Annotated in this window: 22 protein-coding genes; 8 read left to right on the top strand and 14 right to left on the bottom strand. The window is 75.0% G+C overall.

Annotated elements, in window-relative coordinates; genetic code table 11:
* Positions 1 to 52 precede the first annotated feature (52 nt).
* The 3 genes from NPS70_RS19205 to NPS70_RS19195 all read left to right on the top strand — a co-directional run bounded on the left by NPS70_RS19205 (position 53) and on the right by NPS70_RS19195 (position 3,093).
* Positions 53 to 829 (top strand): response regulator transcription factor, encoded by a 777-nt coding sequence (locus NPS70_RS19205; RefSeq protein ID WP_256525536.1) that lies wholly within the window; start codon positions 53 to 55, stop codon positions 827 to 829.
* Entirely contained in the window at positions 826 to 1,938 is a 1,113-nt protein-coding gene (locus tag NPS70_RS19200) for a HAMP domain-containing sensor histidine kinase (protein ID WP_256525535.1), read from the top strand. Before NPS70_RS19205 ends, NPS70_RS19200 begins: the two co-directional genes overlap by 4 nt.
* 111 nt (positions 1,939 to 2,049) lie before the next feature.
* Positions 2,050 to 3,093: a S66 peptidase family protein gene (locus tag NPS70_RS19195; RefSeq protein ID WP_256525534.1), complete on the top strand. Its 1,044-nt coding sequence runs from the start codon at positions 2,050 to 2,052 to the stop codon at positions 3,091 to 3,093.
* A gap of 30 nt (positions 3,094 to 3,123) precedes the next feature.
* Here the strand turns inward: NPS70_RS19195 and NPS70_RS19190 are convergent, their stop codons facing one another.
* The gene (locus NPS70_RS19190; protein ID WP_256525533.1) at positions 3,124 to 4,122 is read right to left on the bottom strand and encodes an NAD(P)-dependent oxidoreductase; all 999 of its coding nucleotides are present in this window, start codon (positions 4,120 to 4,122) and stop codon (positions 3,124 to 3,126) included.
* Between the two features lie 240 nt (positions 4,123 to 4,362).
* On the opposite strand from NPS70_RS19190, the gene NPS70_RS19185 reads away from it, so the two are divergent.
* Positions 4,363 to 4,944, top strand: a complete 582-nt coding sequence (locus tag NPS70_RS19185) for a DM13 domain-containing protein (RefSeq protein ID WP_256525570.1) — start codon at positions 4,363 to 4,365, stop codon at positions 4,942 to 4,944.
* Positions 4,945 to 5,008: 64 nt separating this feature from the next.
* On the opposite strand, the gene NPS70_RS19180 is transcribed toward NPS70_RS19185, so the two are convergent.
* The gene (locus NPS70_RS19180) at positions 5,009 to 6,427 is read right to left on the bottom strand and encodes a PLP-dependent aminotransferase family protein (protein ID WP_256525531.1); all 1,419 of its coding nucleotides are present in this window, start codon (positions 6,425 to 6,427) and stop codon (positions 5,009 to 5,011) included.
* Positions 6,428 to 6,473: 46 nt separating this feature from the next.
* On the opposite strand from NPS70_RS19180, the gene NPS70_RS19175 reads away from it, so the two are divergent.
* Together NPS70_RS19175 and NPS70_RS19170 are read left to right on the top strand one after the other, a co-directional pair.
* On the top strand, positions 6,474 to 6,965 hold the full coding sequence (locus tag NPS70_RS19175) for a carboxymuconolactone decarboxylase family protein (RefSeq protein ID WP_256525530.1): 492 nt from the start codon (positions 6,474 to 6,476) through the stop codon (positions 6,963 to 6,965).
* Positions 6,966 to 6,976: 11 nt separating this feature from the next.
* Entirely contained in the window at positions 6,977 to 7,723 is a 747-nt protein-coding gene (locus NPS70_RS19170) for an isocitrate lyase/phosphoenolpyruvate mutase family protein (RefSeq protein ID WP_256525529.1), read from the top strand.
* A gap of 141 nt (positions 7,724 to 7,864) precedes the next feature.
* Here the strand turns inward: NPS70_RS19170 and NPS70_RS19165 are convergent, their stop codons facing one another.
* The 9 genes from NPS70_RS19165 to NPS70_RS19125 form a co-directional block, all read right to left on the bottom strand.
* Positions 7,865 to 8,158: a hypothetical protein gene (locus NPS70_RS19165; protein WP_256525528.1), complete on the bottom strand. Its 294-nt coding sequence runs from the start codon at positions 8,156 to 8,158 to the stop codon at positions 7,865 to 7,867.
* 382 nt (positions 8,159 to 8,540) lie between these two features.
* Positions 8,541 to 9,500: an ABC transporter substrate-binding protein gene (locus NPS70_RS19160; RefSeq protein WP_256525527.1), complete on the bottom strand. Its 960-nt coding sequence runs from the start codon at positions 9,498 to 9,500 to the stop codon at positions 8,541 to 8,543.
* A gap of 77 nt (positions 9,501 to 9,577) precedes the next feature.
* Positions 9,578 to 11,575, bottom strand: coding sequence for a proline/glycine betaine ABC transporter permease (locus tag NPS70_RS19155; protein WP_256525526.1), 1,998 nt, complete (start codon positions 11,573 to 11,575; stop codon positions 9,578 to 9,580).
* A 46-nt stretch (positions 11,576 to 11,621) separates the two neighbouring features.
* On the bottom strand, positions 11,622 to 12,722 hold the full coding sequence (locus NPS70_RS19150) for a glycine betaine/L-proline ABC transporter ATP-binding protein (RefSeq protein ID WP_256525525.1): 1,101 nt from the start codon (positions 12,720 to 12,722) through the stop codon (positions 11,622 to 11,624).
* A complete protein-coding gene (locus tag NPS70_RS19145; RefSeq protein ID WP_256525524.1) occupies positions 12,719 to 14,248 on the bottom strand; it encodes a GMC family oxidoreductase in 1,530 nt (509 codons plus the stop codon). Before NPS70_RS19145 ends, NPS70_RS19150 begins: the two co-directional genes overlap by 4 nt.
* Before the next feature lie 22 nt (positions 14,249 to 14,270).
* The gene (locus NPS70_RS19140; protein WP_256525523.1) at positions 14,271 to 15,758 is read right to left on the bottom strand and encodes an aldehyde dehydrogenase family protein; all 1,488 of its coding nucleotides are present in this window, start codon (positions 15,756 to 15,758) and stop codon (positions 14,271 to 14,273) included.
* Positions 15,759 to 16,172: 414 nt separating this feature from the next.
* On the bottom strand, positions 16,173 to 17,162 hold the full coding sequence (locus NPS70_RS19135; protein ID WP_256525522.1) for a malate dehydrogenase: 990 nt from the start codon (positions 17,160 to 17,162) through the stop codon (positions 16,173 to 16,175).
* Between the two features lie 390 nt (positions 17,163 to 17,552).
* Complete coding sequence (locus tag NPS70_RS19130) at positions 17,553 to 18,113, bottom strand: DUF3017 domain-containing protein (RefSeq protein WP_256525521.1); 561 nt, start codon at positions 18,111 to 18,113, stop codon at positions 17,553 to 17,555.
* Between the two features lie 50 nt (positions 18,114 to 18,163).
* Positions 18,164 to 19,024 (bottom strand): bifunctional methylenetetrahydrofolate dehydrogenase/methenyltetrahydrofolate cyclohydrolase, encoded by an 861-nt coding sequence (locus NPS70_RS19125; protein WP_256525520.1) that lies wholly within the window; start codon positions 19,022 to 19,024, stop codon positions 18,164 to 18,166.
* 294 nt (positions 19,025 to 19,318) lie between these two features.
* On the opposite strand from NPS70_RS19125, the gene NPS70_RS19120 reads away from it, so the two are divergent.
* Positions 19,319 to 19,891, top strand: a complete 573-nt coding sequence (locus NPS70_RS19120) for a hypothetical protein (protein ID WP_256525519.1) — start codon at positions 19,319 to 19,321, stop codon at positions 19,889 to 19,891.
* Between the two features lie 146 nt (positions 19,892 to 20,037).
* Here the strand turns inward: NPS70_RS19120 and purH are convergent, their stop codons facing one another.
* Positions 20,038 to 21,612, bottom strand: a complete 1,575-nt coding sequence (gene purH / locus NPS70_RS19115) for a bifunctional phosphoribosylaminoimidazolecarboxamide formyltransferase/IMP cyclohydrolase (RefSeq protein ID WP_256525518.1) — start codon at positions 21,610 to 21,612, stop codon at positions 20,038 to 20,040.
* Positions 21,599 to 22,216, bottom strand: coding sequence for a phosphoribosylglycinamide formyltransferase (gene purN / locus NPS70_RS19110; RefSeq protein ID WP_256525517.1), 618 nt, complete (start codon positions 22,214 to 22,216; stop codon positions 21,599 to 21,601). The genes purH and purN overlap by 14 nt, the downstream gene beginning before the upstream one ends.
* 222 nt (positions 22,217 to 22,438) lie before the next feature.
* On the opposite strand from purN, the gene NPS70_RS19105 reads away from it, so the two are divergent.
* Complete coding sequence (locus tag NPS70_RS19105; RefSeq protein WP_256525516.1) at positions 22,439 to 23,158, top strand: hypothetical protein; 720 nt, start codon at positions 22,439 to 22,441, stop codon at positions 23,156 to 23,158.
* A gap of 214 nt (positions 23,159 to 23,372) precedes the next feature.
* Here NPS70_RS19105 and NPS70_RS19100 read toward each other — a convergent pair whose 3' ends face one another.
* A complete protein-coding gene (locus NPS70_RS19100; RefSeq protein ID WP_256525569.1) occupies positions 23,373 to 25,025 on the bottom strand; it encodes a DUF6350 family protein in 1,653 nt (550 codons plus the stop codon).
* Positions 25,026 to 25,111 lie beyond the last annotated feature (86 nt).

Below are 25,111 nucleotides of genomic sequence, written 5' to 3'. Positions count from 1 at the left end.
CCGGCCCGGTCGGGACCCCCCACGGGCGGCACCGCGGTGCGAGGCTGGGCGCATGGAGCAGCAGTCCCCCCAGCAGCATGGCGCCGGCACGGCCGCGCGTGTCCTGGTCGTCGACGACGACCCCACGGTGGCGGAGGTGGTCGCCGGGTACCTCGACCGGGCGGGCTACGCCGTCGACCGGGCCGGGGACGGTCCCGGTGCCCTGCTGCGGGCCGCCGAGCACTGGCCCGACCTGGTGGTCCTCGACCTGATGCTGCCCGGTATGGACGGGCTGGAGGTGTGCCGGCGGCTCCGGGGGCGCGGACCGGTGCCGGTCATCATGCTCACCGCCCGGGGGGACGAGGACGACCGGGTCATGGGGCTGGAGGTGGGCGCCGACGACTACGTCACCAAGCCGTTCAGCCCCCGGGAGCTGGTGCTGCGGGTCGGCTCGGTGCTCCGCCGGACCCTCCCCCCGCAGAGCAGCCGCCCGCTGAGCGCGGCGGGCATCACCGTCGACCCCGCGGCGCGGCGCGCCCGCAAGGGCGGGACGGAGCTCTCGCTGACCCTGCGCGAGTTCGACCTGCTGGCCTTCTTCCTGCGCCATCCGGGGCGGGCCTGCAGCCGCGAGGACCTGATGCAGGAGGTGTGGGGCTGGGACTTCGGCGACCTGTCCACCGTGACCGTCCATGTGCGCCGCCTGCGCGGCAAGATCGAGGACGACCCCGCCCGGCCCCGGCTGATCCGGACCGTGTGGGGCGTGGGCTACCGGTTCGAGGCCGCGGGCGGGCCGGACGGCGGACCGTCCGGCCCGGGCACGGGCACCGGCGAGGGCGGGGACCGGCCGTGAGCGAGACCGTGCTGATCGCCCTGTACGCCCTGATGGGGGCGGCCGTCGCCGGGGTGCTCGGCGCGGCCGTGCTCCTGCCCCTGCGGCGCCGCTCCGTCACGGCCTCGCTGGCCGTGGTCGCCACCGTCGCCGTGGCCGCGATGCTGGCCGGCACGCTGGCCGTGGCCTGGGCGATGTTCCTTTCCCCGCACGACCTGGCGGTGGTCACCACGGTGGTGGCGATGGCCGCGGTGGTGTCCCTGGCGACGGCCCTGCTGCTCGGCCGCTGGGTGGTCGCCCGCAGCAACGAGCTGCGTCTGGCGGCCCGGTCCTTCGGCGACGGCGGGGCCTTCGACGCACCCGACGGGCCGACCACGGCGGAACTGGCCGCGCTCAGCGGCGAACTGGCCGCCACCAGCGCCCGGCTGGCCGAGTCGCGGGAGCGCGAGAGGACGTTGGAGTCCTCCCGGCGGGAGCTCGTCGCCTGGATCTCCCACGACCTGCGCACCCCGCTCGCGGGGCTGCGGGCGATGGCCGAGGCCCTGGAGGACGGGGTGGCCGCCGACCCGGACCGCTACCTGCGGCAGATCAGGACGGAGGTCGAGCGGCTCAACGGCATGGTCGGCGATCTGTTCGAGCTGTCCCGCATCCACGCGGGCACCCTCGCGCTCACCCCGGCCCGCATCTCCCTGCACGACCTGGTGGGCGACGCCCTGGCCGGCGCGGACCCGCTGGCGCGGGAGCACCGGGTGAAGCTGGTGGGCACCGCCGTCGAGGCGGTGCCGGTGGAGGTGGACAGCACGGAGATGAGCCGGGTGCTGGGCAACCTGCTCGTCAACGCCATCCGCCGGACCCCCGCGGACGGGACCGTGGCGGTGACCGCGGAGCGCTCCGGCAACGGTGTGGTGGTGTCCGTGTCCGACGGATGCGGCGGCATCCCCGAGGAGGAGCTGCCGCGGGTCTTCGACACCGGCTGGCGGGGCAGCGACGCCCGCACCCCGCCCGCGGGGGCGGGCCTGGGGCTCGCCATCGTCCGGGGCATCGTGGAGGCGCACCAGGGGCGGACCACCGTCCGCAACATCCCCGGCGGCTGCCGCTTCGAGGTGACGCTCCCGACCGCGGGGCTGTGACGGCCCGCGCGGCAGGGGGCGGCGCCGGGGGCGCCGGCGGGCCGCTCCGGCCCGGCGGACGTGCAGGTCGAACCGGGTGCTTCGGCGCCGTCCGCCCCGTAGCATCCGCGGATGCACCCACTGCGCCATCCCCCCAAGCCCTCGCCCGGTGACGCCGTGGCCGTCCTGTCCCCCTCCGCCGGGCTGCCCGCCGTCTTCCCGGCCCCCTACGAGCTCGGACTGCGCCGGCTGAGGGAGGAGTTCGGCCTGGTCCCGGTGGAGTACCCGACGACGCGGCGGGCGGGGGCGTCCCCCGAGGAGCGCGCAGCGGACATCCACGCCGCGTTCGCCGACCCCGGGATCACGGCGGTCTTCGCGAGCATCGGCGGCGAGGACCAGATCCTGGTGACGCCCCACCTCGACACGGAGCTGCTGCGCGCCCACCCCAAGCCCTTCTTCGGGTACAGCGACAACACCAACCTGCTGGTGACGCTGTGGAACCTGGGCATCGTCGGCTACCACGGGGGGTCGGTGATGGTGCAGCTCGGCCGCCCCGCGGCCATGGCGCCGTCGACGGCCGGCTCCCTGCGGGCCGCGCTGTTCGGATCCGGTCCGCACGAACTGACCGCACCCGACCGGATCGACACGGCCACCGGCGACTGGGCCGACCCCGCCACCCTCGACCGCGAGCCCGACAGCGAACCGGCCGAACCGTGGACCTGGCACAACCCGAACCGGCGCGTCGAGGGCCCCACCTGGGGCGGCAACATCGAGGTCCTGTCCTGGCTGCTGATGGCGGACCGGGGCATCCTGCCGCCCGAGGCCTACGAGGGCTGCGTGCTGCTCCTGGAGACCTCCGAGGAGATGCCGCGGGCCGCCGAGGTCTACCGCGTCCTGCGCTCCCTGGGCGAGCGGGGGCTCCTGAAGCGGTTCGCGGCCCTGGTCATGGGCCGGGCGAAGGCATGGCACCTCGACCGGCCCAACGGACCGCGGGAGCGCGCCCGCTACCGCGCGGAGCAGCGCGAGGCCGTGCTCCGGGCGCTCTGCGAGTACGCCCCCGGCATCCCCGCGGTGTTCGACGTCGACCTCGGCCACACCGACCCGCAGGTGGTCGTCCCCTACGGCGGCACCATGACGGTCGACGGACCGGCGCGGCGCCTCACCGCCGCGTACTGACGGCCCGCACCGGGCGCCCGGTGCGGGCCGTCACTCCTCCCGCAGCGGCGCGCGGGCGAACTCCCGCACCCCGGAGGCGAAGTCGACCCCCGGCTTCCAGCCGAGCTCGGCGCGCAGGCGGGAGGAGTCCGCGGTGATGTGCCGCACGTCGCCCAGGCGGTACTCGCCGGTCACCACGGGGTGCGGCCCCCCGTGGGCGGCCGCCAGGGCGTCGGCCATCTCGCCGACGGTGCGCGGGGTGCCGCTCCCGGCGTTGTAGACGCGCAGCCCGGGGACCGGGTCCGCCTCCAGGGCGGCCGCGTTGGCCTCCGCGACGTCCCGGACGTGGACGAAGTCACGGCGCTGCCCGCCGTCCTCGAACACCCGCGGCGCCTCGCCCCGGGCCAGGGCGGAGCGGAAGAAGGAGGCCACGCCGGCGTACGGCGTGTCGCGGGGCATCCTCGGGCCGTAGACGTTGTGGTAGCGCAGCGACACCGCCGAGCCGCCCGTGGCACGCGCCCACGCGGCGGCCAGGTGCTCCTGGGCCAGCTTGGTGGCCGCGTAGACGTTGCGCGGGTCGGGGCACGCGTCCTCGGTGACCTCGGCCGGCTCCAGCGGGTCGCCGCACACCGGGCACGGCGGCTCGAAGCGCCCCGACGCGAGGTCCCCGACCGCCCGCGGGCCCGGCCGCACCCCGCCGTGCCGGGCGCAGCGGTAGCGGCCCTCCCCGTAGACCACCATCGATCCGGCCAGCACCAGCCGGGCCACGCCCGCCTCGGCCATCGCCGAGAGCAGCACGGCGGTGCCGAGGTCGTTGTGCGAGACGTAGTCGGGCGCGTCGGCGACGCCGCTGCCGAGCCCGACCATCGCGGCCTGGTGGCAGACCGCGTCCGCGCCGGACAGGGCCTCCGCCACCGCGGCGCGGTCGCGGACGTCCGCGGCGGCGTCCTCCCGCAGGTCGAACACGACCGGTTCGTGGCCGCGCGCCGCCAGCGCCTCGACCACATGGGACCCGATGAACCCGGCACCGCCGGTGACCAGAACTCGCATACCGGCCACGGTAGGAGCCCCGGCCCCGTCCGGGCGGTGGGCCACGCCCGCGCGTCACCGCTCCGTAAGACCCCTTCTCCCGCTCTCGGGCCGCCGCCCCGCCCCCGCCCGGGTCCGAGCGGGCGGGCCCGGGGCGGTGGCCGTAAGGGTTCCGTCACCTTCCGCGGCCCCCGCAGCGCCCCCCGGTGGCGTTGAATGGCGGGGAACGGCACACGAAGAGGGAGCAGCACGATGGCAGGCATGCGGGGCGGGCGATTCGGCCGGGGGACGGTCGCGGTGGCGGCGGCGGTCGCGGTGGTACTGCTGGGGGCCGGGCTGTACTGGTTCCAGCCGTGGAAGCTGTGGCAGGACACCACGGTGGAGGAGTCCCTGCCCGGAGCGGTGGCGGCGGCACCCCCCGCCCAGGCGGTCTCCCCCGCGCCCTCCGAGGCCGCGCCCTCCGAGGAGGCGTCCCCGGCCCCCGCGGGCCCGGAGACGGTGGCGAGCGGTGAGCTGATCAGCCACGAGCACACGACGACGGGCACGGTCCGCCTGGTGCGCCTCGCCGACGGCTCCCACGTGGTCCGGCTGGAGGACCTGGACACCAGCAACGGGCCCGACCTGCGGGTCTGGCTGACCGACGCCCCGGTCAAGGAGGGCAAGGCGGGCTGGCACGTCTTCGACGACGGGCAGTACGTGAGCCTGGGGAAGCTCAAGGGCAACAAGGGCAGCCAGAACTACCCGCTGCCCGAGGGCGTCGACCCGTCCGCGTACAGCAGCGTCACCATCTGGTGCGACCGCTTCGACGTCTCCTTCGGGGCCGCCGAGCTGGCCCGCGCCTGATCCCGGTCCCGCCGCCCGGGGAAGCGGACCCAGGCGGCGGGACCGGCCGCGGGCCCGGCGGGGGTCAGGCCCCGCCCGCGGCCCGCAGCGCGTTGCACAGGGCTCCCAGGGTGCCCGCCCAGGCGCTGTCCGGCGGGGTGCCGTAGCCGACCACCAGGCCCTCGGGGCCGCTCTGCGGCGCGTCGGGATGGCGGAAGCGGCCCACCCCGGGCACCAGCAGCCCCTGCCAGGCCGCCGCCCGCAGCGCCGGCTCCTCACCTCCCGGCGGGAGTTCGAGGACCGCGTGCAGCCCGGCCGCGATGCCGCTCACCCGCACCCGCGGGGCCTGCTCGGCCAGCAGCGCCACCAGGTGGTCCCGGCGGCGCCGGTAGCGCACCCGCATGCCGCGCACATGGCGGTCGTAGGCGCCGGAGGCGATGAACTCGGCGAGCGTCAGCTGGTCGAAGGCCCCGGCGGCCCACTCCTCGTGGCCCTTGGCCCGAAGCACCTCCTCCACCGCGTCGGAGGGCAGGACCATCCAGCCGAGCCGCAGCCCCGGCGCCAGCGACTTGCTGGCCGTGCCGAGGTACACCACCCGCTCGGGATCCAGCCCCTGGAGCGCGCCGACCGGCTGGCGGTCGTAGCGGAACTCCCCGTCGTAGTCGTCCTCCAGGACCAGCGCGCCGCTGCGGCGCGCCCAGTCCACGGCGGCGGTCCGGCGGTCCGGGTGCAGGGCCGTCCCGAGCGGGAACTGGTGGGCCGGGGTCATCAGCACGGCGCCCGCGCCCCGCAGCCCGTCCGGTTCGCCGACGCGGGTGCCGTGCGCGTCGAAGGGCAGCACCCGCATGGCCAGACCCGCCTGGCGGAGCACCGCCCAGTGGGAGTCGAGGCCGTAGGACTCGACCGCCGCGACCCGGACCCGGCGCCGCCGCAGCACCTCCCCCATCAGCCGCAGCCCGTGGGCGAACCCGGCGCAGACCACGATCCGTTCGGGGTCGGCCCGGACACCGCGGGCCCGGGCGAGGTAGTCGGCGAGGACGGTGCGCAGCTCGATGCGGCCGCGCGGGTCCCCGTAGCCGAGCGCCTCGTGGGGCGCGGCGTTCAGGGCCCGGCGGGCGGCGGCCAGCCACTGGGCGCGGGGGAAGGAGGCCAGGTCGGGGCTGCCCGGCATCAGGCTGTAGGCGGGGCGGGTCCGCACCGGGCGCGCGGGTACGGCGCGCGCCGGGGGACGGCGGGGATCGGCCCGCCGTGCGACCCGGGTGCCCGACCCCTGACGTGCCGTCAGCCACCCTTCGGCGACCAGCTCCGCGTAGGCGTCCGCGACCGTGTTGCGGGCGACGCCGAGATCGGCGGCGAGCGAACGGGAGGAGGGCAGCCGGGCGCCCGGGGCGAGGCGCCCGCTGCGTACCGCCTCGCGCAGGGCGTCCATCAGTCCCGAGCGCAGGCGCGGGCCGCGGAGTTCCAGGTGCAGGTCGGCACCGGAAGTGGCCCGCTGATCCGTCATGGAAGTGGACCATAGCGCTGCGCCATCCCGCTCCTAGGCTCGGGGCATGACGACCGACGCGAAGCACACCGAGCACTCCCCGAGGATCTCCGTGGCCGAGGTGGCGCCCGACGTCTACCAGGCGATGGTCCGGCTGGACGCGGCCTCCCGCACGGGACTCGACCCCGTGCTGCTGGAGTTGGTGAGGATCCGCGCCTCGCAGATCAACCACTGCGCCTTCTGCCTCGACATGCACAGCAGGGACGCGCTGGCGGCGGGCGAGTCGGTGGAACGGATCGTCCAGCTCAGCGCCTGGGAGGAATCGCGGCACTTCTACACGGAGAAGGAGATCGCGGCGATCGAGCTGACGGAGGCGGTGACCGTGCTGACCGACGGCTTCGTACCGGACGAGGTGTACGCGAGGGCCGCCGCCCACTTCGACGAGCCCGAACTCGCGCGCCTGATCACGGCCATCACGGTCATCAACGCCTGGAACCGCTTCGGGGTGACCGGGCGCCTCTCCCCCGGGCACTACACACCCGGCTCCCACTCCCACTGAAGGGCACCGCCATGGCGACCCCCACCGCGGAGGCCTTCCGCGCCCTCCACACCGGCCGCGCGGCCGGCGACCCCCTGGTGCTGCCCGGACCGTGGGACGCCGCGAGCGCCCGCGCCTTCGCCGACGCCGGGTTCCCCGCCCTGGCCACGCCGAGCGCCGGGGTGGCGGCCTCCCTCGGGTACGCCGACGGTTCGGTGCCCGCGGAGGAGATGTTCGCCGCCGTCGCCCGGATCGTACGGGCGGTCGACGTCCCCGTCAGCGTGGACGTCGAGGGCGGCTACGGGCTGCCGCCGGCCGAACTGGCCGAACGCATCCTCGGGACCGGCGCGGTCGGCTGCAACCTGGAGGACGGCGACGCGGCGACCGGCGCCCCGGGCGACCCCCGGCGGCACGCCGACCGGCTCGCCGGGCTCCGCGCGGCGGCGGGCGGGGCGCTGTTCGTCAACGCCCGGGTGGACACCTACCTCCACGGCACGGGGGACCTGGCGGACGCCCTCGCCCGCATCGCGCTCTACACGGCCGCGGGCGCGGACGGGGTGTACCCGATCTGCGCCCCCGCCGGGCACCTGCCCCGGCTGTGCGCCGGGACGGAGCTGCCGGTGAACGTGCTCGCCGAGTCCGAGGGCGCCGGCCCGGCGGCTCTGGGACGGCTCGGCGCCCGGCGGATCACCTTCGGCGGGGGCCTCCAGCAGCGGGTCCAGGGCATGGTGGCCCAACTCGCCCGGGAGCTGGCACCGGGCGCGGGGCGCCGGGGGTGACGCGGGGCCGGGCCGCGACCGGGACGGGGGTCCGGTCGGCGCGCGGCGGGGCGGGGCGGGGCCGTGCGGTGGTCGGGGGCTCCCGGCGGGGCGGGGCGGGGCCGTGCGGTGGTCGGGGGCTCCCGGCGGGGCCCGGCGCGCTCAACCGCAGGCGTTGAGCGCGTGCGGGAGCAGACGGGCGGTCTCCGTCTCGTCCTTGCCGAGGTCCCGCAGCGCGTCGTGCAGGGCCCGCTGGCCCTCGCCGTCGGGCTCGGCCGCCTCGTAGGCGCGGCAGATGCCGGCGACATGGGTCGCGTCGAGGCCCTCCCAGACCTCCCCGGCGGCGTCGTCGGTGCGGGGACCGGCGGGCACCTCGGGCTCCGGGGAGCAGCCGGCCAGGGCCAGCAGGCCGGCGGCCACCAGCAGCGCGGTCCGGGTCGTGCGGCGGGGCCTCATGGCGGATTCCTCCTGGCGTGTCGGGAACGGCAGGGGGACCGTGGGTCCCCGGCGGGCGCACGACGACGGCCACGGCACCCGACCGCGTTCGCGCCTCACCCGGATGCACCCAGTATGGGGGCGCCCCTCCGCCCTGCGACGCACCGCATCCGGCGCCGCGCACCGATCCGCCGGGGCCCGCGGGACCGTTCGGCGGGCGCGTCCCCGCCCCGCGGTCGACCCGGCGTGCGCCCGCTCCCGGGACGCGCGCCCGCGCGGCGGTCCTCCCGCCCTCGGGGCCCGCGGTCGAGGAGGGCCGTCCGGCGGCCCGACGCTCGCCCCCGGAACGGGGCCGGGGCCGGGCCCGACGGCCCGGCCCCGGTGGCCGTGGAGGCGGTGCCGCCTACGGCATCCACTTCTTCCAGGTGTCCTCGTTGGCCTCGACCCACTTCTTGGCCGCGGCCTCGGGCTCCATCTTGTCGCCCGCGATCATCTGGGCGACCTCGTTCTGCTGCTCGGTGCTCCACGTGAAGTTCTTCAGGAACTGGGCCGCGTCCCCGCCGTTCTCGGCGAAGTCGGCGTTGAGGAACTTCTGCAGCGAGGTGACCGGGTAGGCGCAGGCGACCTTCTCCGGGTCGGCGTCGCAGCCCTCGGTGTACTCGGGGAGCTGGACCTCGACCAGGTCGACCTCGGCGTTCAGCCACTGCGGCGTCCACCAGTACGTCAGGAAGGGCTTCTTCTCCTTGGCGTACTTCTTGATCGCCGTGATCTGCGCGGCCTCGGAACCCGAGTAGTTCGTCTTGAGGTTCAGGTCGAGGTTCTTGATGATCGCGTCGTCGTTGGTGACGTAGTCGGGGGAGCCCTCGAGGATCTCGCCCTTGTCGCCGCTCTCCGCGGTGCGGAACTGGTCGGCGTACTTGTTGAGGTTCTTCCAGTCGGTCACGTCGGGGTTCTCGTCCGCGAAGTACTTCGGGACGAACCAGCCGATGTGGCCCTCGACACCGAGGTCGCCGCCCTTGACGACGGTCTTCTTGTCCTCGATGTAGCGCTTCTCCTCCTTGGGGTGGCCCCAGTCCTCCATGATCGCGTCGATGTCGCCCTTGGACAGCGCGTCCCAGGCGAGCACCTCGCCCATCTGCTGCTGCTTGACCTCGTAGCCGAGCTCGCTCTCGAGGATGTAGGCCGCGACCGCGGTGTTGGCCTGCGCGCCGACCCAGGACGGGACGGTCAGCTTGACGGTCTTGTCGCCCTTGGCGTCCTGGCTCTTGCCGGTCTCGGCGGCGCCGCAGGCACTGAGCGCGACCATGCCGAACACGGCGGTGGCAGCGGCGGCGACGCGGGTGGTTCTGGTGAGCTTTCGCATGGGTGGTGCTCCTGGTGTGGGACGAGGGTTGGGTGAAACGGGGGGACGGGGGCGGGGACGAGGGCCCGGAGGGCGCCTCAGCCGCGCTTGCGGGCGGACTGGGTGACCCGGTCGAGGACGAGGCCGAGGCAGACGATGGCCACTCCTGCGGTCATGCCGAGGCCCATCTCGCCACGGGACAGGCCCTTGACCACGTCGTAGCCGAGGGCACCGCCGCCGACGAGGCCGCCGACGACGACCACGGCGAGTACGAGGACGACGCCCTGGTTGACGGCGAGGCGGAGCGCCGGCCGGGCGAGCGGCAGCTGCACCTGGAGCAGCTGCTGCCGGGTGGAGGCTCCCAGCGAGCGGGCGGCCTCCATCGCCGCCGGGTCGACCTCGCGCACGCCCTGGGCGGTGATGCGCACCACCGCGGGCAGGGCGTACACGACCGCGGCGATGATCGCCGAGGTGCGGGTGACGCCGAACAGGGCGACGACGGGGATCAGGTAGACGAACTGCGGCATGGTCTGCATGGCGTCGAGCAGCGGCCGCAGCCAGCGTTCCAGCCGTCCGGCCCGGGCGCACAGCACACCGGCGGCCACGCCGAGGATCAGCGTCACGACGAGGGCGGCGAGCACCTGCGAGAGCGTGTCCAGGGACTTCGTCCACACACCCAGCACGCCGATCAGCGACATAGCGGCCGTCGCGGTGAGGGCGGAGACCCAGGAGCCGACCAGCCAGGCGATCGCGGCGACCAGCAGCAGGACGGACCACCAGGGCAGCCACATCAGGCCGTCGCGCAGGGGGTTGAGGATCCACAGGGTGAAGTTCTCCGACCACACCTCGGTCCCGCCGAGCAGCGGCACGCCCGAGGACAGGTTGTCGGTGACCCACGCCTGCGCCTGGTTGACGGGCGTGGAGATGTTGACCGTCCAGCCCTCGGGCCAGGCGGCGCCGACCGCGAACCGCGCGGCGACGGCCGCGGCGACGCCGCCGGCGACCAGGGCCCAGGCGGAGCGGCCGTGCAGCAGGCCGGCGCCCGGCGCCCCCTGGCCGATGCGGTCCCCGGCCGCGCCGGTGGTGCGGTCCAGCCACACGGCGATGAGCACGATCGGGATGCCCGCCGCGAGCGCCTTGCCGACGTCGACGGTGGACAGCGCCGAGTAGACCTCTTCACCGAGACCGCCGGCGCCCACGAGCGCGGCGATGACCACCATGGACAGCGCCATCATGATCGTCTGGTTGAGGCCGAGCAGCATCTGCTTGCGGGCCAGCGGCAGCCGGGCCGTGCGCAGCCGCTGCCAGGGGCTGGTGCCCAGCGAGGTGACCGCCTCCAGCACCGACGGATCCGCGCCGCGCAGCCCGAGCGCGGTCAGCCGGGCCATGGGCGGTGCGGCGTAGATGACGGTGCAGAACAGGGCCGCGGGCGTGCCGGTGCCGAAGACCAGCACGAACGGGAGCAGGTAGGCGAAGGCGGGCAGCACCTGCATGGTGTCGAGGACCGGGCGCAGGGCGCGGTCCACCCGGTCGGAGAGCCCGGCGAGCAGGCCGATGGCCATGCCGAGCAGAGCCGCCAGGGTGACTGCCACCACCATCAGCGCGAGGGTGAGCAGCGTGGCGTCCCACATGCCCAGCAGCCCGCAGACGGCGAAGGCGCCGAAGGCGGTGGCGGCGACCTTGGCGCCGGGGCGGCCGAGGCCGGCGGCACGCCAGGCGAACAGCACGGCGGCGGCCAGGACGCCGGTCCAGCCCATGGCGTCGAGCACGTCGTACACGCTGCCGACGGCGTCGGTGGCCGTGTTGGACAGGTGCAGCAGGAAGTACAGGAACAGCGGGTGGGTGTCGCGGTTGTCGATGACCCACCGGTTGGCGTCGTCGAGCGGGGCGGAGATGTCCGCGGTCAGGTTCTCGGGCCAGGCACCGGTGCCCCACAGCAGGGCGGCGGTCGGTACGACCACGGCCGCGACCAGGGCCAGGACCGCGAGCTTCCCGCGCAGGGGGTGGCGCAGCAGCTCGGCGAGGGAGGGGCGGGAGGCGGTGACGGCGGGGGCCGTCTTCTCGGGCGCGGGCCGCGCCGTGGCGGTGGCGCTCATGGCGTCCACCGCCCCTCGGGGGCCGCGTGGGTTCTGGGATGCGGTATCACGCGGCCACCTCCTCGCGACGGTCCGTGCCCGCGACCACGGTGAGCAGCGCGGCGTGGTCGACGACGCCGAGGCAGCGGCCGTCCTCGACGACCCGTGCCGCCTCCCCGGTGCGGGCGACGGCCTCGATGGCCTCGAAGACGGTCGCCCCGGGCGGCAGCGCGGGGCCGGAGTCGGCCTCGCCGGAGAGCGGCGGGCGCATGGCGGTGCGGACGGTCATGACCTGCTCGCGGGGGACGTCGCGGACGAAGTCGCGGACGTAGTCGTCGGCCGGTGCGCCGACGATCTCCTCCGGGGTGCCGAGCTGCACGACGCGGCCGTCGCGCATCAGGGCGATGCGGTCGCCGAGCTTGAGCGCCTCGTTGAGGTCGTGGGTGATGAAGACCATGGTGCGGCCCTCCTCGCGGTGCAGCCGGACGACCTCCTCCTGCATGTCGCGCCTGATCAGCGGGTCGAGCGCGCTGAACGGCTCGTCGAACAGCAGGACCTCGGGGTCGACGGCGAGGGCGCGGGCGAGGCCGACGCGCTGCTGCTGGCCGCCCGAGAGCTGGCCGGGGCGACGGTGCTCCAGCCCCTCCAGGCCGACCTTCGCGACCACCTCGGCCGCGCGGGCGCGGCGCTCGGAGCGGGAGACGCCCTGGACCTCCAGGCCGTAGGCCACGTTGTCGAGGACCGAGCGGTGCGGCAGCAGGCCGAAGTGCTGGAAGACCATGGAGGCGCGGTGGCGGCGCAGTTCGCGCAGCCGGGAGGCGTCCATGGAGAGCACGTCCTCGCCGTCGATCTCGATGGCGCCGAAGGTGGGCTCGATCAGCCGGGTGAGGCAGCGCACCAGGGTCGACTTGCCGGAGCCGGAGAGCCCCATGACGACGAAGACCTCGCCCTTGCGGACGTCGAAGGAGACGTCGCGCACGGCCGCGGTGCAGCCGGTGCGGGCCCGCAGTTCGGCGGCGTCGAGGGCGGCCAGCTCCGGGTCGGCCGGCACGCGGTCGGCCTTGGGGCCGAAGACCTTCCACAGGCCGCGTACGGAGAACACGGGCTCGTCCGAGGGGCCGTCCGCGGCCGTGTCCTTCGCCGCCTCGGGTGCGGTCGGTGCTGTCATCGGTTGCCTCCCAGCAGGTCCGCGCACTTCTCGCCGACCATGAGCACGCCGATCATCGGGTTCACGGCGGTCATGGTCGGGAAGACGGACGCGTCGGCGATCCGGATGCCCTCCAGGCCCCGGATCCTCAGGTCGGGTGCGACGACGGCGAGTTCGTCGTCGGCGGCGCCCATCCGGCAGGTTCCGGCCGGGTGGTAGACGGTGTGCGCGACCTTGCGCGCGTACTCGCTCAGCTCCTCGTCGGAGGTGACCTCGGGCCCCGGGCAGACCTCCCGCTTGAGCCAGCCCGCGAGCGGCTCGCGGGCGGCGATCTCGCGGGCGATGCGGATGCCGTCGACGAGGGTGCGGCCGTCGTAGTCGTCCTCGTCGGTGAAGTACCGGAAGTCGAGGGCGGGCTTGACCTCGGGGTCGGCGCTGGTGAGGTAGAGCCGGCCGCGGCTGCGCGGCTTGGGGATGTTCGGGGTCATCGACACGCCGTGCGCGGGGCGTTCGTAGCCGAGGCGCTCGGGGTTGTCGGTGAAGGGCACCTGGTAGAAGTGGAACATCAGGTCCGGGCCGCGCTCGGAGTCGTCGCGGCGGACGAACAGCCCCGCGTCGGAGTCCATCGCGGAGTTCTCCGGGATGGGCCCGTGGGTCTCCCAGACGATGACCGACTCGGGGTGGTCGAGCAGGTTCTCGCCGACGCCGGGCAGGTCGTGCACGACCGGGATGCCGAGCTTCTCCAGGTCGGCCCGGGGGCCAATGCCGGAGTGCATCAGCAGGCGCGGCGTGTCCACGGCGCCGGCGCACACCAGCACCTCGCGCCTCGCGCGCACCAGGCGCTCCTCGCCGTCCTGGGTGCGCACGTGCACGCCGGTGGCGCGGGTGCCGTCCAGCTCCAGCCGGAAGGCCCAGGTCTCCAGCGCGATGTGGAGGTTCGGCCGGTCCAGGAAGGGGTGGAGGTAGGCGACCGAGGCGGAGGAGCGCTTGTTGTTCTCCGGGTGGTAGGCGAGGTCGAAGAAGCCGACGCCCTCGTGGAAGGGCTTCCGGTTGAAGCCCTCGACGCGCGGGACGCCGAGCGCGCCCTGGGCGGCGTCGACGAAGTCGCGCGCGATGGCGTTCCGGTCGGCCTCGTCGACGGGGACGATGTTGTTGCGCAGCCTGGGGAAGTAGGGGTCCATGGACGCGGCGTCCCAGCCCTCGGCCCCGGCCTCCGCCCACTCGTCCCAGTCGGAGGGCAGCGGCTTGAAGGCGATCAGGGTGTTGTGGGAGGAGCAGCCGCCCAGCACCCGGGCGCGGCTGTGGCGGATGTGCGAGTTGCCGCGGGGCTGCTCGGTCGTGGGGTAGTCGTAGTCCAGCTCGCCCCCGAGCAGGCCCATCCACCGGCGCAGCGTGAGCACGTCTTCGCGGCCGACGTCGCTGGGGCCGCCCTCGATGACGGCGACGGTGGTGCCGGGGTCCTCGGTGAGCCGGGAGGCGATGACCGAGCCGGCGGTGCCGCCGCCGACGACGACGTAGTCGTAGAGGTCTTCCTGGTGGTCGTTCATGTGCGTGTCTCCCTCTCTCCGGTCAGCCCGCGAACCAGCGCACGGGACGCGGAGCGAGGTTCTGGTAGATGTGCTTGGACTCCCGGTACTCGGCCAGGCCGGTGGGGCCGAGCTCGCGGCCGATGCCGGACTTGCCGAAGCCGCCCCACTCCGCCTGCGGCAGGTAGGGGTGGAAGTCGTTGATCCAGACGGTGCCGTGGCGCAGCCGGGCGGCCATCCGGCGGGCGCGGCCCGCGTCGGCGGTCCACACGCCGCCGGCCAGGCCGTACTCGGTGTCGTTGGCGAGGGCCACGGCCTCGTCCTCGGTGCGGAAGGTCTCGACGGTGAGGACCGGGCCGAAGACCTCCTCGCGGATGACGCGCATCCCGCGGTGGCAGTGGTCCAGCACGGTGGGGCGGTAGAAGTAGCCGGGCCCCTCGGGCCTGACGCCACCGGCCCTCAGCACGGCGCCCTCCTTCAGGGCGGAGGCCACGAAGTCCTCGGTCTTCGCCAGCTGCGCGGCGGAGACGAGCGGGCCGCACTCCACGCCCTCGTCGGTGCCGCGGCCGAGGCGGATCAGCTCCGCGCGGCGGGCGAGTTCGGCGACGAAGCGGTCGCGGACGGACTCCTCGACGATCAGCCGGGACCCGGCGGAGCAGACCTGGCCGCTGTGGATGAAGGCCGCGTTGAGGGCCTGGTCGACGGCGGTGTCGAAGCCCTCCGGGGTGGCGCAGGCGTCGGCGAAGACCACGTTGGGGTTCTTGCCGCCGAGTTCGAGGGCGACCTTCTTGACGGAGTCGGCGGCGGCCTTGGCGACCTTGGTGCCGCTGACCAGGCCACCGGTGAAGGAGACCAGGTCGACGTCGGGGTGCTCGGCGAGCCGGGCACCGACGGTGGCGCCGGGGCCGGTGACGATGTTGGCCGCGCCGAGCGGCAGGCCGGCCTCCATCAGCAGCTCGACCAGCGCGACGGTGGTCAGCGGGGTGATCTCGCTGGGCTTGATCACGAAGGTGTTGCCCGCGGCCAGCGCCGGGGCGATCTTCCAGCTGGCCTGGAGCAGCGGGTAGTTCCACGGCGTGATCAGCGCGCAGACGCCGACGGGCTCGTGGACGACGACGCTGTGGATCTCGTCCGACCCGGCGTCGACGACGCGACCGCCGCCCTCCCCCGCCACGAGGTCGGCGAAGTAGCGGAAGGCGTCGCGGACGCAGTCGATGTCGACGCGCCCCTCCTCCAGCGTCTTGCCCGCGTCGCGGCTCTCCAGGGCGCCGAGCTTCTCGCGGTCGCGCTCCAGCAGGTCGGCGACCCGGCGCAGCAGCGCGGCACGCTCGGCGACCGGGGTGCGCGGCCAGGAGCCGTCGTCGAAGGCCGCCCGTGCGGCGGCTACCGCCTCGTCGGTGTCCACCGCGCCACCCTCGGCGACGACGGCGAAGACGCTCGCGTCGACGGGGTCGATGATCTCGCGCGTGGCCCCGGAGACGGCTGCGCGCCATTCTCCGCCCACATGGATGCTCTGTTGTGCTGCCGACACGTCGCGTTATGGCCTTTCGTTACCGATTCGTCCCCCTGCCGGGCACGACCCGGCGGTCTGGCCGCCTGCCCCGGGACCGAAAAACCATGCGCAGCACTTCACGGAAAGTGGCCTGTTTCACTTTCCGGCCCCCAAAGCGCGAGCATTTGGAGCCCTTTTGTCTGGTTCATCCCGTCGTTGAGTCACCACGGGCCGAGCAGGGCCGCCCCCGCACCCGCCGGCGGCCGCGCCCCGGAAGCGGCGCCGCCGACAGGCCGGGGCGGCCGAGGGCCCCTCCGTCAACCCTCCGGACACGGCTCCACCCTGACGGGCGAGCCGCGCACGGCGGGTGCGCGGACGCGCAAACGCACCGCCCCCGTCAGCCGGAGCCGACGGGGGCGGTGCGTGCGTGTGCGGGGCGGGCGGAGGGACCCGTCAGATGAGGCCGAGTCCGCGGACCGCGTCGCGCTCCTCGACGAGCTCCTGCACCGAGGCGTCGATGCGCGCACGGGAGAACTCGTTGACGTCCAGGCCCTGCACGATCTCGTAGGAGCCGCCCGCGCAGGTGACGGGGAAGGAGGAGATGATGCCCTCCGGGACGCCGTAGGAGCCGTCGGACGGGATGCCCATGGAGGTCCAGTCGCCCTCGGCGGTGCCGTTGACCCAGGTGTGGACGTGGTCGATGGCGGCGTTGGCGGCCGAGGCCGCGGAGGAGGCGCCCCGGGCCTCGATGATCGCCGCACCGCGCTTGGCGACGGTCGGGATGAACGCGTCGGCCAGCCACTTCTCGTCCGAGACGACCTCGGCGGCGTTCTTGCCGGCGACCGTGGCGTGGAAGATGTCCGGGTACTGGGTCGCGGAGTGGTTGCCCCAGATGGTCAGGCGCTTGATGTCGGAGACGTCGGCGCCCGTCTTCGCGGCCAGCTGCGAGATGGCGCGGTTGTGGTCCAGGCGGGTCATCGCGGTGAAGCGCTCGGCCGGTACGTCCGGGGCGGCGGCCTGGGCGATCAGGGCGTTGGTGTTGGCCGGGTTGCCGACGACCAGGACCTTGACGTCGTCCGCGGCGTTGTCGTTGATGGCCTTGCCCTGCGGCTTGAAGATGCCGCCGTTGGCGGAGAGCAGGTCGCCGCGCTCCATGCCCTTGGTGCGGGGGCGGGCGCCGACGAGCAGGGCGATGTTCGCACCGTCGAAGGCCACGTTCGGGTCGTCGGTGATGTCGATGCCCCTGAGCAGGGGGAAGGCGCAGTCGTCGAGCTCCATGGCGGTGCCCTCGGCGGCCTTGATGCCCTGCGGGATCTCCAGCAGGCGCAGCTTGACCGGCACGTCCGCGCCGAGCAGGTGGCCCGAGGCGATACGGAAGAGCAGCGCGTAGCCGATCTGGCCGGCCGCGCCGGTCACGGTGACGTTGACGGGAGTGCGGGTCATGGCGATCTCCGTAAGACAGCTGGCGGTGGGGGCAGCGCTGCCCCTCGAACGGGAGGTCCCGGCCACGCCCCGACCTGAATCTTGACGTGAAGAGACTTCCGGCGGACCAGGCTATCCGACCGGGGGCCCCGCCCGCCCCCGGCCCCGTGCACCGGGGCTCGTCCGTATCGGTGGCCGGGGCGGGGCCCCCGCCCCGCACCCGCTTGTGGCAGAACGATCACACGATTGCGGAATGGTCACTTCCGCGCCACAGCCGCAGGACCGGCCTTGAAACCCTCTTGGCACGTCCATGACCCTGGACGCACGACGGCGCCCGTCCTCCCTCGGGGGAGAGGACGGGCGCCGTTCCCGTGCCGTGGGGACCGCGGCCCGGCCGCGGGGCGTCGGCCGTCAGCGGACCGTGAACTGGACCGCGTCCTCCAGGATCGGGATGTCCAGCCACGGGTCCGGCTGGGCCACCAGCGCCAGCAGCACGATCGCCGCGCCCAGCACGCCGTAGGTGATCATGTCCGTGAAGCGGGAGCGCACCGCCAGCATCCCGACCGGCCCGAGCACCCGGCGCAGCACGGCCCCGGTGAGCAGGGCGACGCCGATCAGCAGCGTGCCGATCCGGAAGGCGTCGGCGAAGGCGTCGGTGCCGACGACGACCAGGCCCGCCCCCGTCATCCCGAGGACCGTGAGCAGGGGCCACTGCCGGACCGGGGCGGGCGCGTCGCCCGGGGCGGCACGCCCGCCGCCCTCGGGACGGGCGGTGTCGCGGGTCACGGCGGGCGGACGGCGCGAGGCGGGGTGCCCGCCCGGCGCTTCGGCGTCCGCCCGCCCGGGGCCGTCCGCCGGCTCCGGGGACGGTGCTCCGCTCCCGACGACGGCCGGGGGACGCCCGGCCCCGCGCGCGGCAGCGGGCGGCGCGGGCGTGTCCGCGCCGGAGACCTCGTTCGATTCTGCGCCCATCGCGCCGGCCCTCCGCCCTTCCCTGTCGGCCCGTGCGGCCCTCGGCCCGGTCAGCCCTCGGCGGCGGCGCGCTCGGCCGCCTCGACCACGTTGACGAGCAGCTGGGCGCGGGTCATCGGCCCCACCCCGCCCGGGTTGGGGGCGACCCAGCCCGCGACCTCGGCGACACCCGGGTGCACGTCCCCGACGATCTTGCCGTTCTCGTCCCGGCTGACGCCGACGTCCAGTACGGCCGCGCCGGGCTTCACGTCCTCCGGCTTGACCAGGTGCGGCACACCGGCGGCCGCCACGATGATGTCGGCCTGCCGCAGGTGGGAGGAGAGGTCGCGGGTGCCGGTGTGGCACTGCGTCACCGTGGCGTTCTCCGACTTGCGGGTCAGCACCAGCGGCATCGGCCGCCCGATGGTGATGCCCCGGCCGACGACCACCACGTGCGCTCCCTTGATCCGCACGTCGTGGTGGCGCAGCAGCTGCACGATGCCGTACGGGGTGCACGGCAGCGGGCCCTCGATGCCGAGCACCAGCCGGCCCAGGCTCATCGGGTGGAGCCCGTCGGCGTCCTTGGCCGGGTCCATCAGCTCCAGGACCCGGTTGGCGTCGATGCCCTCGGGAAGCGGGAGCTGCACGATGTAGCCGGTGCACTCGGGGTTGTCGTTGAGCTCCCGGACGACCGCCTCGATCTCCTCCTGGGTGGCGGAGGCGGGCAGTTCACGCTGGATGGAGGCGATGCCGACCTGGGCGCAGTCCCGGTGCTTGCCGTTGACGTACCAGCGGCTCCCCGGGTCGTCGCCGACCAGCAGGGTACCGAGCCCCGGGGTGACCCCCCGCTCCTTGAGGGCCGCCACGCGGGCGGTCAGGTCGGACTTGATCGCGGCTGCGGTGGCCTTGCCGTCGAGAATCTGGGCAGTCATGGGGCCATCCTCCCGGATGGACCCGCCCCGGTTCCAATCCGGGCCGCCCGCGTCTCGCCGTACGGGCGCGGCGGGGCCGCCGGTGCGGGTGCGCCCGCGCACGGGCAGCCGCTTCCGCCGCCCGTGCGGGGTTGCGTCCGCACAACGGAGCTGGTGGGCGACTGGACAACGCGGCGGCGCTGATACCACGATGAGGCGCGCAGTGCCGCGGGCAGTGCCGGGGGGCAGAACCGCATACGCAGCAAGGATCCTCCGCTCGGACCGCGTCGTCCCCGCATTCCAACGGAGGAACCCATGAGCTTCGGCGACCCGAACAACCCCTACGCCCAGCAGGGCCAGCAGCCGGGCCAGCAGCCCGGCTACGGCCAGCCGCAGGGCGCCCAGCCCGGCCAGGGCTACCCGCAGGCCCCGCCGGTCCAGAACTACGGCGCCCCCGGCTACGCGGCGGCCGGTCCGACCGAGATGCCGGGCATCACCAAGGCCGCCCGCATCTTCCTCTTCGTGATCGTGGCCTGCCAGGTGGTCGTCGCCGCCCTGTACGGCTACTACATCTCGGAGTTCGACGCGAACGCCACGGGTCTGGACGGCACCGAGGCCGAGATCGCCGCCGACATCGGCAAGGGCCTGCTCGGCTTCCTGCTGGGCCTCTCGCTGGTCTTCGCCGCGCTCGGCCTCGTCCTCGCGCTGAAGTGGAACAGCGGCGGCAACACCGTCCGCGTCTGCGCCATCGTCTACGGCGCCTTCGCGATCATCAGCGGCCTCTTCACGATACCGGTGGGCCTGATCACCCTGATCGTGGCGATCCTGCTGATCGTGTTCGCCGCCAAGGGCGACACGGCCGAGTGGTTCCGGCGCCCCCGCCACTGATGCACCACCCGGGCGGAGAAACGTTCCGCTTGTGACGGCGGAGGCCGTGCGCCGCAGCTGTGGCGCACGGCCTCCGCCGCGTTCGCGCTCCCCCGGGGCACGGCCGGCGCCCGGGGCACCGTACGGGCCCCGGGCGCCCCCGGAACTCAGTGGAAGAAGTGACGGGTCCCCGTGAAGTACATCGTCACGCCCGCCTTCCGCGCGGCCTCCACGACCTGCTCGTCACGGACCGAACCGCCGGGCTGGACCACGGCCCTGACGCCCGCGGCGGTGAGGATCTCCAGACCGTCCGCGAAGGGGAAGAAGGCGTCGGAGGCGGCGAAGGAGCCCCGGGCCCGCTCCTCGCCGGCGCGCTCGACCGCGAGCTTCGCGGAGTCGACGCGGTTGACCTGGCCCATGCCGACCCCCACCGAGGCGCCGTCCCTGGCCAGCAGGATCGCGTTGGACTTGACGGCCCGGCAGGCCCGCCAGGCGAAGGCCAGCTCGGCCAGCTCCCCCGCGGACAGCGCCTCGCCCGCGGCGAGCGTCCAGGCGGCCGGGTCGTCGCCCTCGGCCTGGAGGCGGTCGGCGACCTGGAGCAGCGCACCGCCGTCGATCGGCTTCAGCTCGACCGCCGCCGACGGCGCGCCCTCCGCCCGCAGCACACGGATGTTCTTCTTCCTGGCCAGGACCTCGACGGCACCGTCCTCGTAGCCGGGGGCGACGATGACCTCGGTGAAGATCTCGGCGACCTGCTCGGCCATGGCGACCGACACCGGCCGGTTCACGGCGATCACGCCGCCGAAGGCCGAGAGCGGGTCGCAGGCGTGGGCCTTGCGGTGGGCCTCGGCCACGTCCGCGCCGACGGCGATGCCGCAGGGGTTGGCGTGCTTGATGATCGCGACGCACGGCTCCGCGTGGTCGTAGGCGGCGCGGCGGGCGGCGTCGGTGTCCGTGTAGTTGTTGTAGGACATCTCCTTGCCGTGCAGCTGCTCGGCCTGGGCCAGGCCGCCCTCGCCGGTGACGTACAGCGCGGCGCCCTGGTGCGGGTTCTCGCCGTAGCGCAGCACGTTCTCGCGCTCCCAGGTCGCGCCCAGGAAGTCGGGGAAGGCCGTGTCGTCGGCCGGGGCGTACTCCGAGGCGAACCAGGAGGCGACGGCCACGTCGTAGGCGGCCGTGTGGCGGAACGCCTCGGCGGCCAGCCGCTTGCGGGCGGCCAGGTCGAAGCCGCCGCCGCGCACGGCGGCGAGCACGTCGCCGTAGCGGGCCGGGCTGGTGACGACCGCGACCGAGAGGTGGTTCTTGGCCGCGGCGCGGACCATCGACGGACCGCCGATGTCGATCTGCTCCACGCACTCGTCCGGCGAGGCGCCGGAGGCGACGGTCTCCCGGAACGGGTAGAGGTTCACGACGACCAGGTCGAAGGGCTCCACTCCCAGCTCGGCCAGCTGCGCGCGGTGGGCGTCCAGGCGGAGGTCGGCCAGGATGCCCGCGTGCACGCGGGGGTGCAGGGTCTTCACGCGGCCGTCCAGGCACTCGGGGAAGCCGGTCAGCTCCTCGACCCTGGTGACGGGCACACCGGCCGAGGCGATCCTCGACGCGGTCGAGCCGGTGGACACCAGCTCGACGCCGGCCTCGTGCAGCCCTCGGGCGAGCTCCTCCAGACCCGTCTTGTCGTAGACGCTGACCAGCGCGCGACGGATGGGCCTGCTCCCGGAGGTACCGGAGTTATTCACCGACATGAACCTTTCGTCCCTCAATGCGGTAGCCGTGCCGGGCGAGGCGCCCCACGACCTCGACGAGCAGCGAGCGCTCGACGTCCTTGATGCGCTCGTGGAGAGCGTCTTCGTCGTCCGTGTCCCGCACCTCGACCACGCCCTGGGCGATGATCGGGCCGGTGTCGACGCCGTCGTCGACGAAGTGGACGGTGCACCCGGTGACCTTGGCGCCGTACGCGAGCGCGTCGCGCACGCCGTGGGCACCGGGGAAGCTGGGCAGCAGCGCGGGATGGGTGTTGACCGTGCGCCCGCCGAAGCGGGCGAGGAACCGCTTGCCCACGATCTTCATGAAGCCCGCCGAGACCACGAGGTCCGGCTCGTGGGCGGCGGTCGCCTCGGTCAGCGCCGCGTCCCACTCCTCGCGGCTCGCGTGGTCCTTCACCCGGCACACGAAGGTCGGCAGTCCGGCCCGCTCGGCGCGCTCCAGGCCGGCGATACCGTCCCGGTCCGCACCGACGGCGACGACCTCGGCGCCGTACCCCTCGGGATCGGCGGCCACGGCGTCGAGCAGGGCCTGGAGGTTGGTCCCCGATCCGGAGACCAGGACGACGAGGCGGGCGCGGGCCACAGGGGACTCTTTTCGCGTTGCGTGCGGCTTTGTACGGTCGTACGAAGGCTTCGCGTTCCCGGATACGGGGAACTCTACGAAGGGGCCGACCGTCAGCAACGATACCGGCACACAGCACGGCCCCCGCGGGACGGGGGCGTGGCCGGAAGGTAGCGTCTGGGGGCAGAGCCCGCGCCCGGGCGGGCTCGACCACGGGCTTGACGAGGGGAAGACGTTCACCAGATGCCGGACCGACGCCACCGTACGGACCTCCTGTTGCCGCGGGAGCGCCAGTCCACGGACGAGGACAACCCCTTCGCGCCGCCGCCCGAGGGCCGGGCGGACCAGCCCTGGCAGCCCCGCCGCCCCTCCGGCGACGACTCCTCCGACGCACCGGACTCCGACGAGGGCTCCGACGGCACCCCCGGTCGCCGCGGCCGGTGGAGCGACCGGCAGCCCGGCCGCTCCGGCGGAGGCTTCGGAGGGCGCCCCGGCGGGCAGCGCGGCGGGGCGCAGGGCCCGGAGAACCCCGGCGGGCTCCGCTGGGACCCGACCGACCCCGTGCAGCGCCGGGCCCGGTACGCACTGCTCGGCGGCATGTGGGCCTTCTTCTTCGCCGTCTTCCGCTTCTCCGAGATCGCCCTGCTGCTCGGCGCCCTGTCCCTCTACTGGGGCATCAGCTCGCTGCGCGCCAAGCCCTCCTCCGAGGGGCGCGGCGGGGGTGCCGCCCCCGCGGGCGCCCGCCCCGCGGGCCCGCCGAGCCGCCCGCAGACCACGGCCGCGATCAGCGGCCTGGCCATGGCGGGCCTCGCGCTGCTGATCGTGGTGGCCTCGTTCACCGCGCAGCTCGTGTACCGCGACTACTACACCTGTGTGAACGACGCACTGACGAAGTCGGGCCAGGTCGCCTGCAACGACCTGCTGCCCGAGCCCCTTCAGGGCTATCTCGGCGTCACGGAGTGACACCAGGGGGGCACCGCTCCCCCGCGTCCGGCTCGGCCCGGCCCCCTCGACGGGGCCGGGCCGAGCGGCGTTCGGGGGCGTGGCCCGGCCGCCGGGTGCGGAAGGCGCAACGGCGCGCGCCGACGGCGACGGGGCGCCGGGGCGGGGGCCCCGCGGCTCGCGAGCGGGGCGGGGGTGGGGGTGGGGTGGGGCGCCCGGGACGGCCGGACGGCGGTCAGGCGGGGGCCCCGGGGTGCGGCGGGGGCGTCTCCGCGGCGGGCGGGGGCGCTGCGGGGGCGCCTGCCGCCGGAGCGGGCGGGGGCGCGGCGGGTGCGGGTGCCGCCGGGGCGGGCCGCGGTCCGGGGGGAGCCTCCGGCGGACGGGACGGCCCGGGCGGCGGTGGCGGGGGCCCGGACGGGACGGCGGACGGGGGAGGCGCGGGGACGGCGGCGGCCCGCTCGGCCCAGGCGTCCAGCGGGAGGAAGTCGTAGGGCTCCAGGTCGTCGTCAGGATCCTCCGGGGAGCCGTCGCCGCTCCCCTCCCCCGGCGCGGCCGCGGCGGCCGGGACCGCCGCGGAGGGGGCCGGGAGGACCGCGCCCTGCCCGCCGCCCGTCTCGGGCTCGACGCCGCCGCCCGCGCCGGACCGCACCCGCCACGCGCGTACCGCCAGTGTCACCGGGAGGGCGACCGAGGCCGTCCAGAGCGCGGCGGCCCCTCCCACCAGCCACCACACCGGGCCGAACACGGCCAGCCGGCCGCTGCCGAGCGGCCCGCCCGCCACGGCGGCGAGCAGGGCGGTGGCCGCGCCGCACCCCAGGGCGCCGAGGACGACGGCCAGGACCGTGGCCGGGACCGTCCACGCCTGGCCCGGATCCCCGTAGCGGGGGGCCGCACCCTCGGTCGCGCGCCAGGCGACCAGCAGCCCGGCGGCGAGCGGCACGGAGACCGCCGCCGCGTGCAGCGCGGTGCCCGGTCCGGGTCCCGGGACCGCGGCGAGCAGCGGGAAGTCCGGAACGGCCGGCGTGCCCGTCAGCCCGAGGGGGGTCGCCGTCGCACCGGTCCCCAGGGAGAAGCCGGGGCCCAGGCCGTAGGCGGCACCCCACACCGCGGCGTTCGGCAGCAAAGCGAGGGCGAGCAGGCCGACCGCCGCACGCCCCGACCAGTCGCCGGCGAGGCCGAGGAACGCCTCCCGGGCGGCACCGCCGTGCCACACCAGGGAGGTGAGGACCAGGACCGCCCCGCCGCCCACGAGCACCAGCGTCGCCTCGGCGGCGGAGCGCAGGGCCACCGCCGAGCGCGAGCGCGCCAGCGCCACGCGCACCCTCCGGGGAAGCCAGGCCGGCACGGGGCCGAGAGGGCGGCCGCGGGCGGCCCAGGCTCCGAGCAGCGCGGCGGTGGAGGCCAGCAGGGCGAGATGGGTCAGGGCCCCGGCCGGGTCCGCGGCCAGCGGTCCGCCGGCCACCCAGAAGACCAGCGGTGTCCCGACGAGGACGTAACCGGCGACCACTCCCCCGACCACCGGGAGCACCGCCGGTTCGGGGTGCCCCTCGGCGGGCTCCAGGGCGTCGTGTGCCGCGCGGTGCACGAGCCAGGCGGGAAGGGCGAGCAGCAGCAGCGGGGCGAGGCCCATCGGGGCGGGGGTCCCGGAGAGCGTGTCGGAGCGCACCAGGTCCGTTCCGTGGGCGAGCAGCCAGAGCGCTCCGGCGGTGCGCAGGGCCGTGCCGGAGCCGCCGTCCGGGTACGGCGAGCTGATCCACAGCACCGTCACCAGCACCGTCAGCACGCCGAGCCCGAGCCCGGCGGCCACCACGCCCCTGACGCATGCGGCGGCGCAGGAGGCGCCCGGGCGGGCCGTGCCGGTCTGCGGCCGGGTGCTCTGCTCGGTCATCGGGGTCACGTCGACATGCTGCCAACGACACGCGCTTCCTCCGCGTAACACCGCAATGCCGGAAGTGTCGCACAAGATACTTTTAT

Origin of the sequence: Streptomyces sp. C10-9-1 (assembly GCF_024497955.1) — a bacterium.
GTDB lineage: Bacteria > Actinomycetota > Actinomycetes > Streptomycetales > Streptomycetaceae > Streptomyces > Streptomyces sanyensis.
The sequence above is the reverse complement of the archived record's forward strand: the minus strand, read 5'-3'. Positions and strand labels throughout refer to the sequence as shown.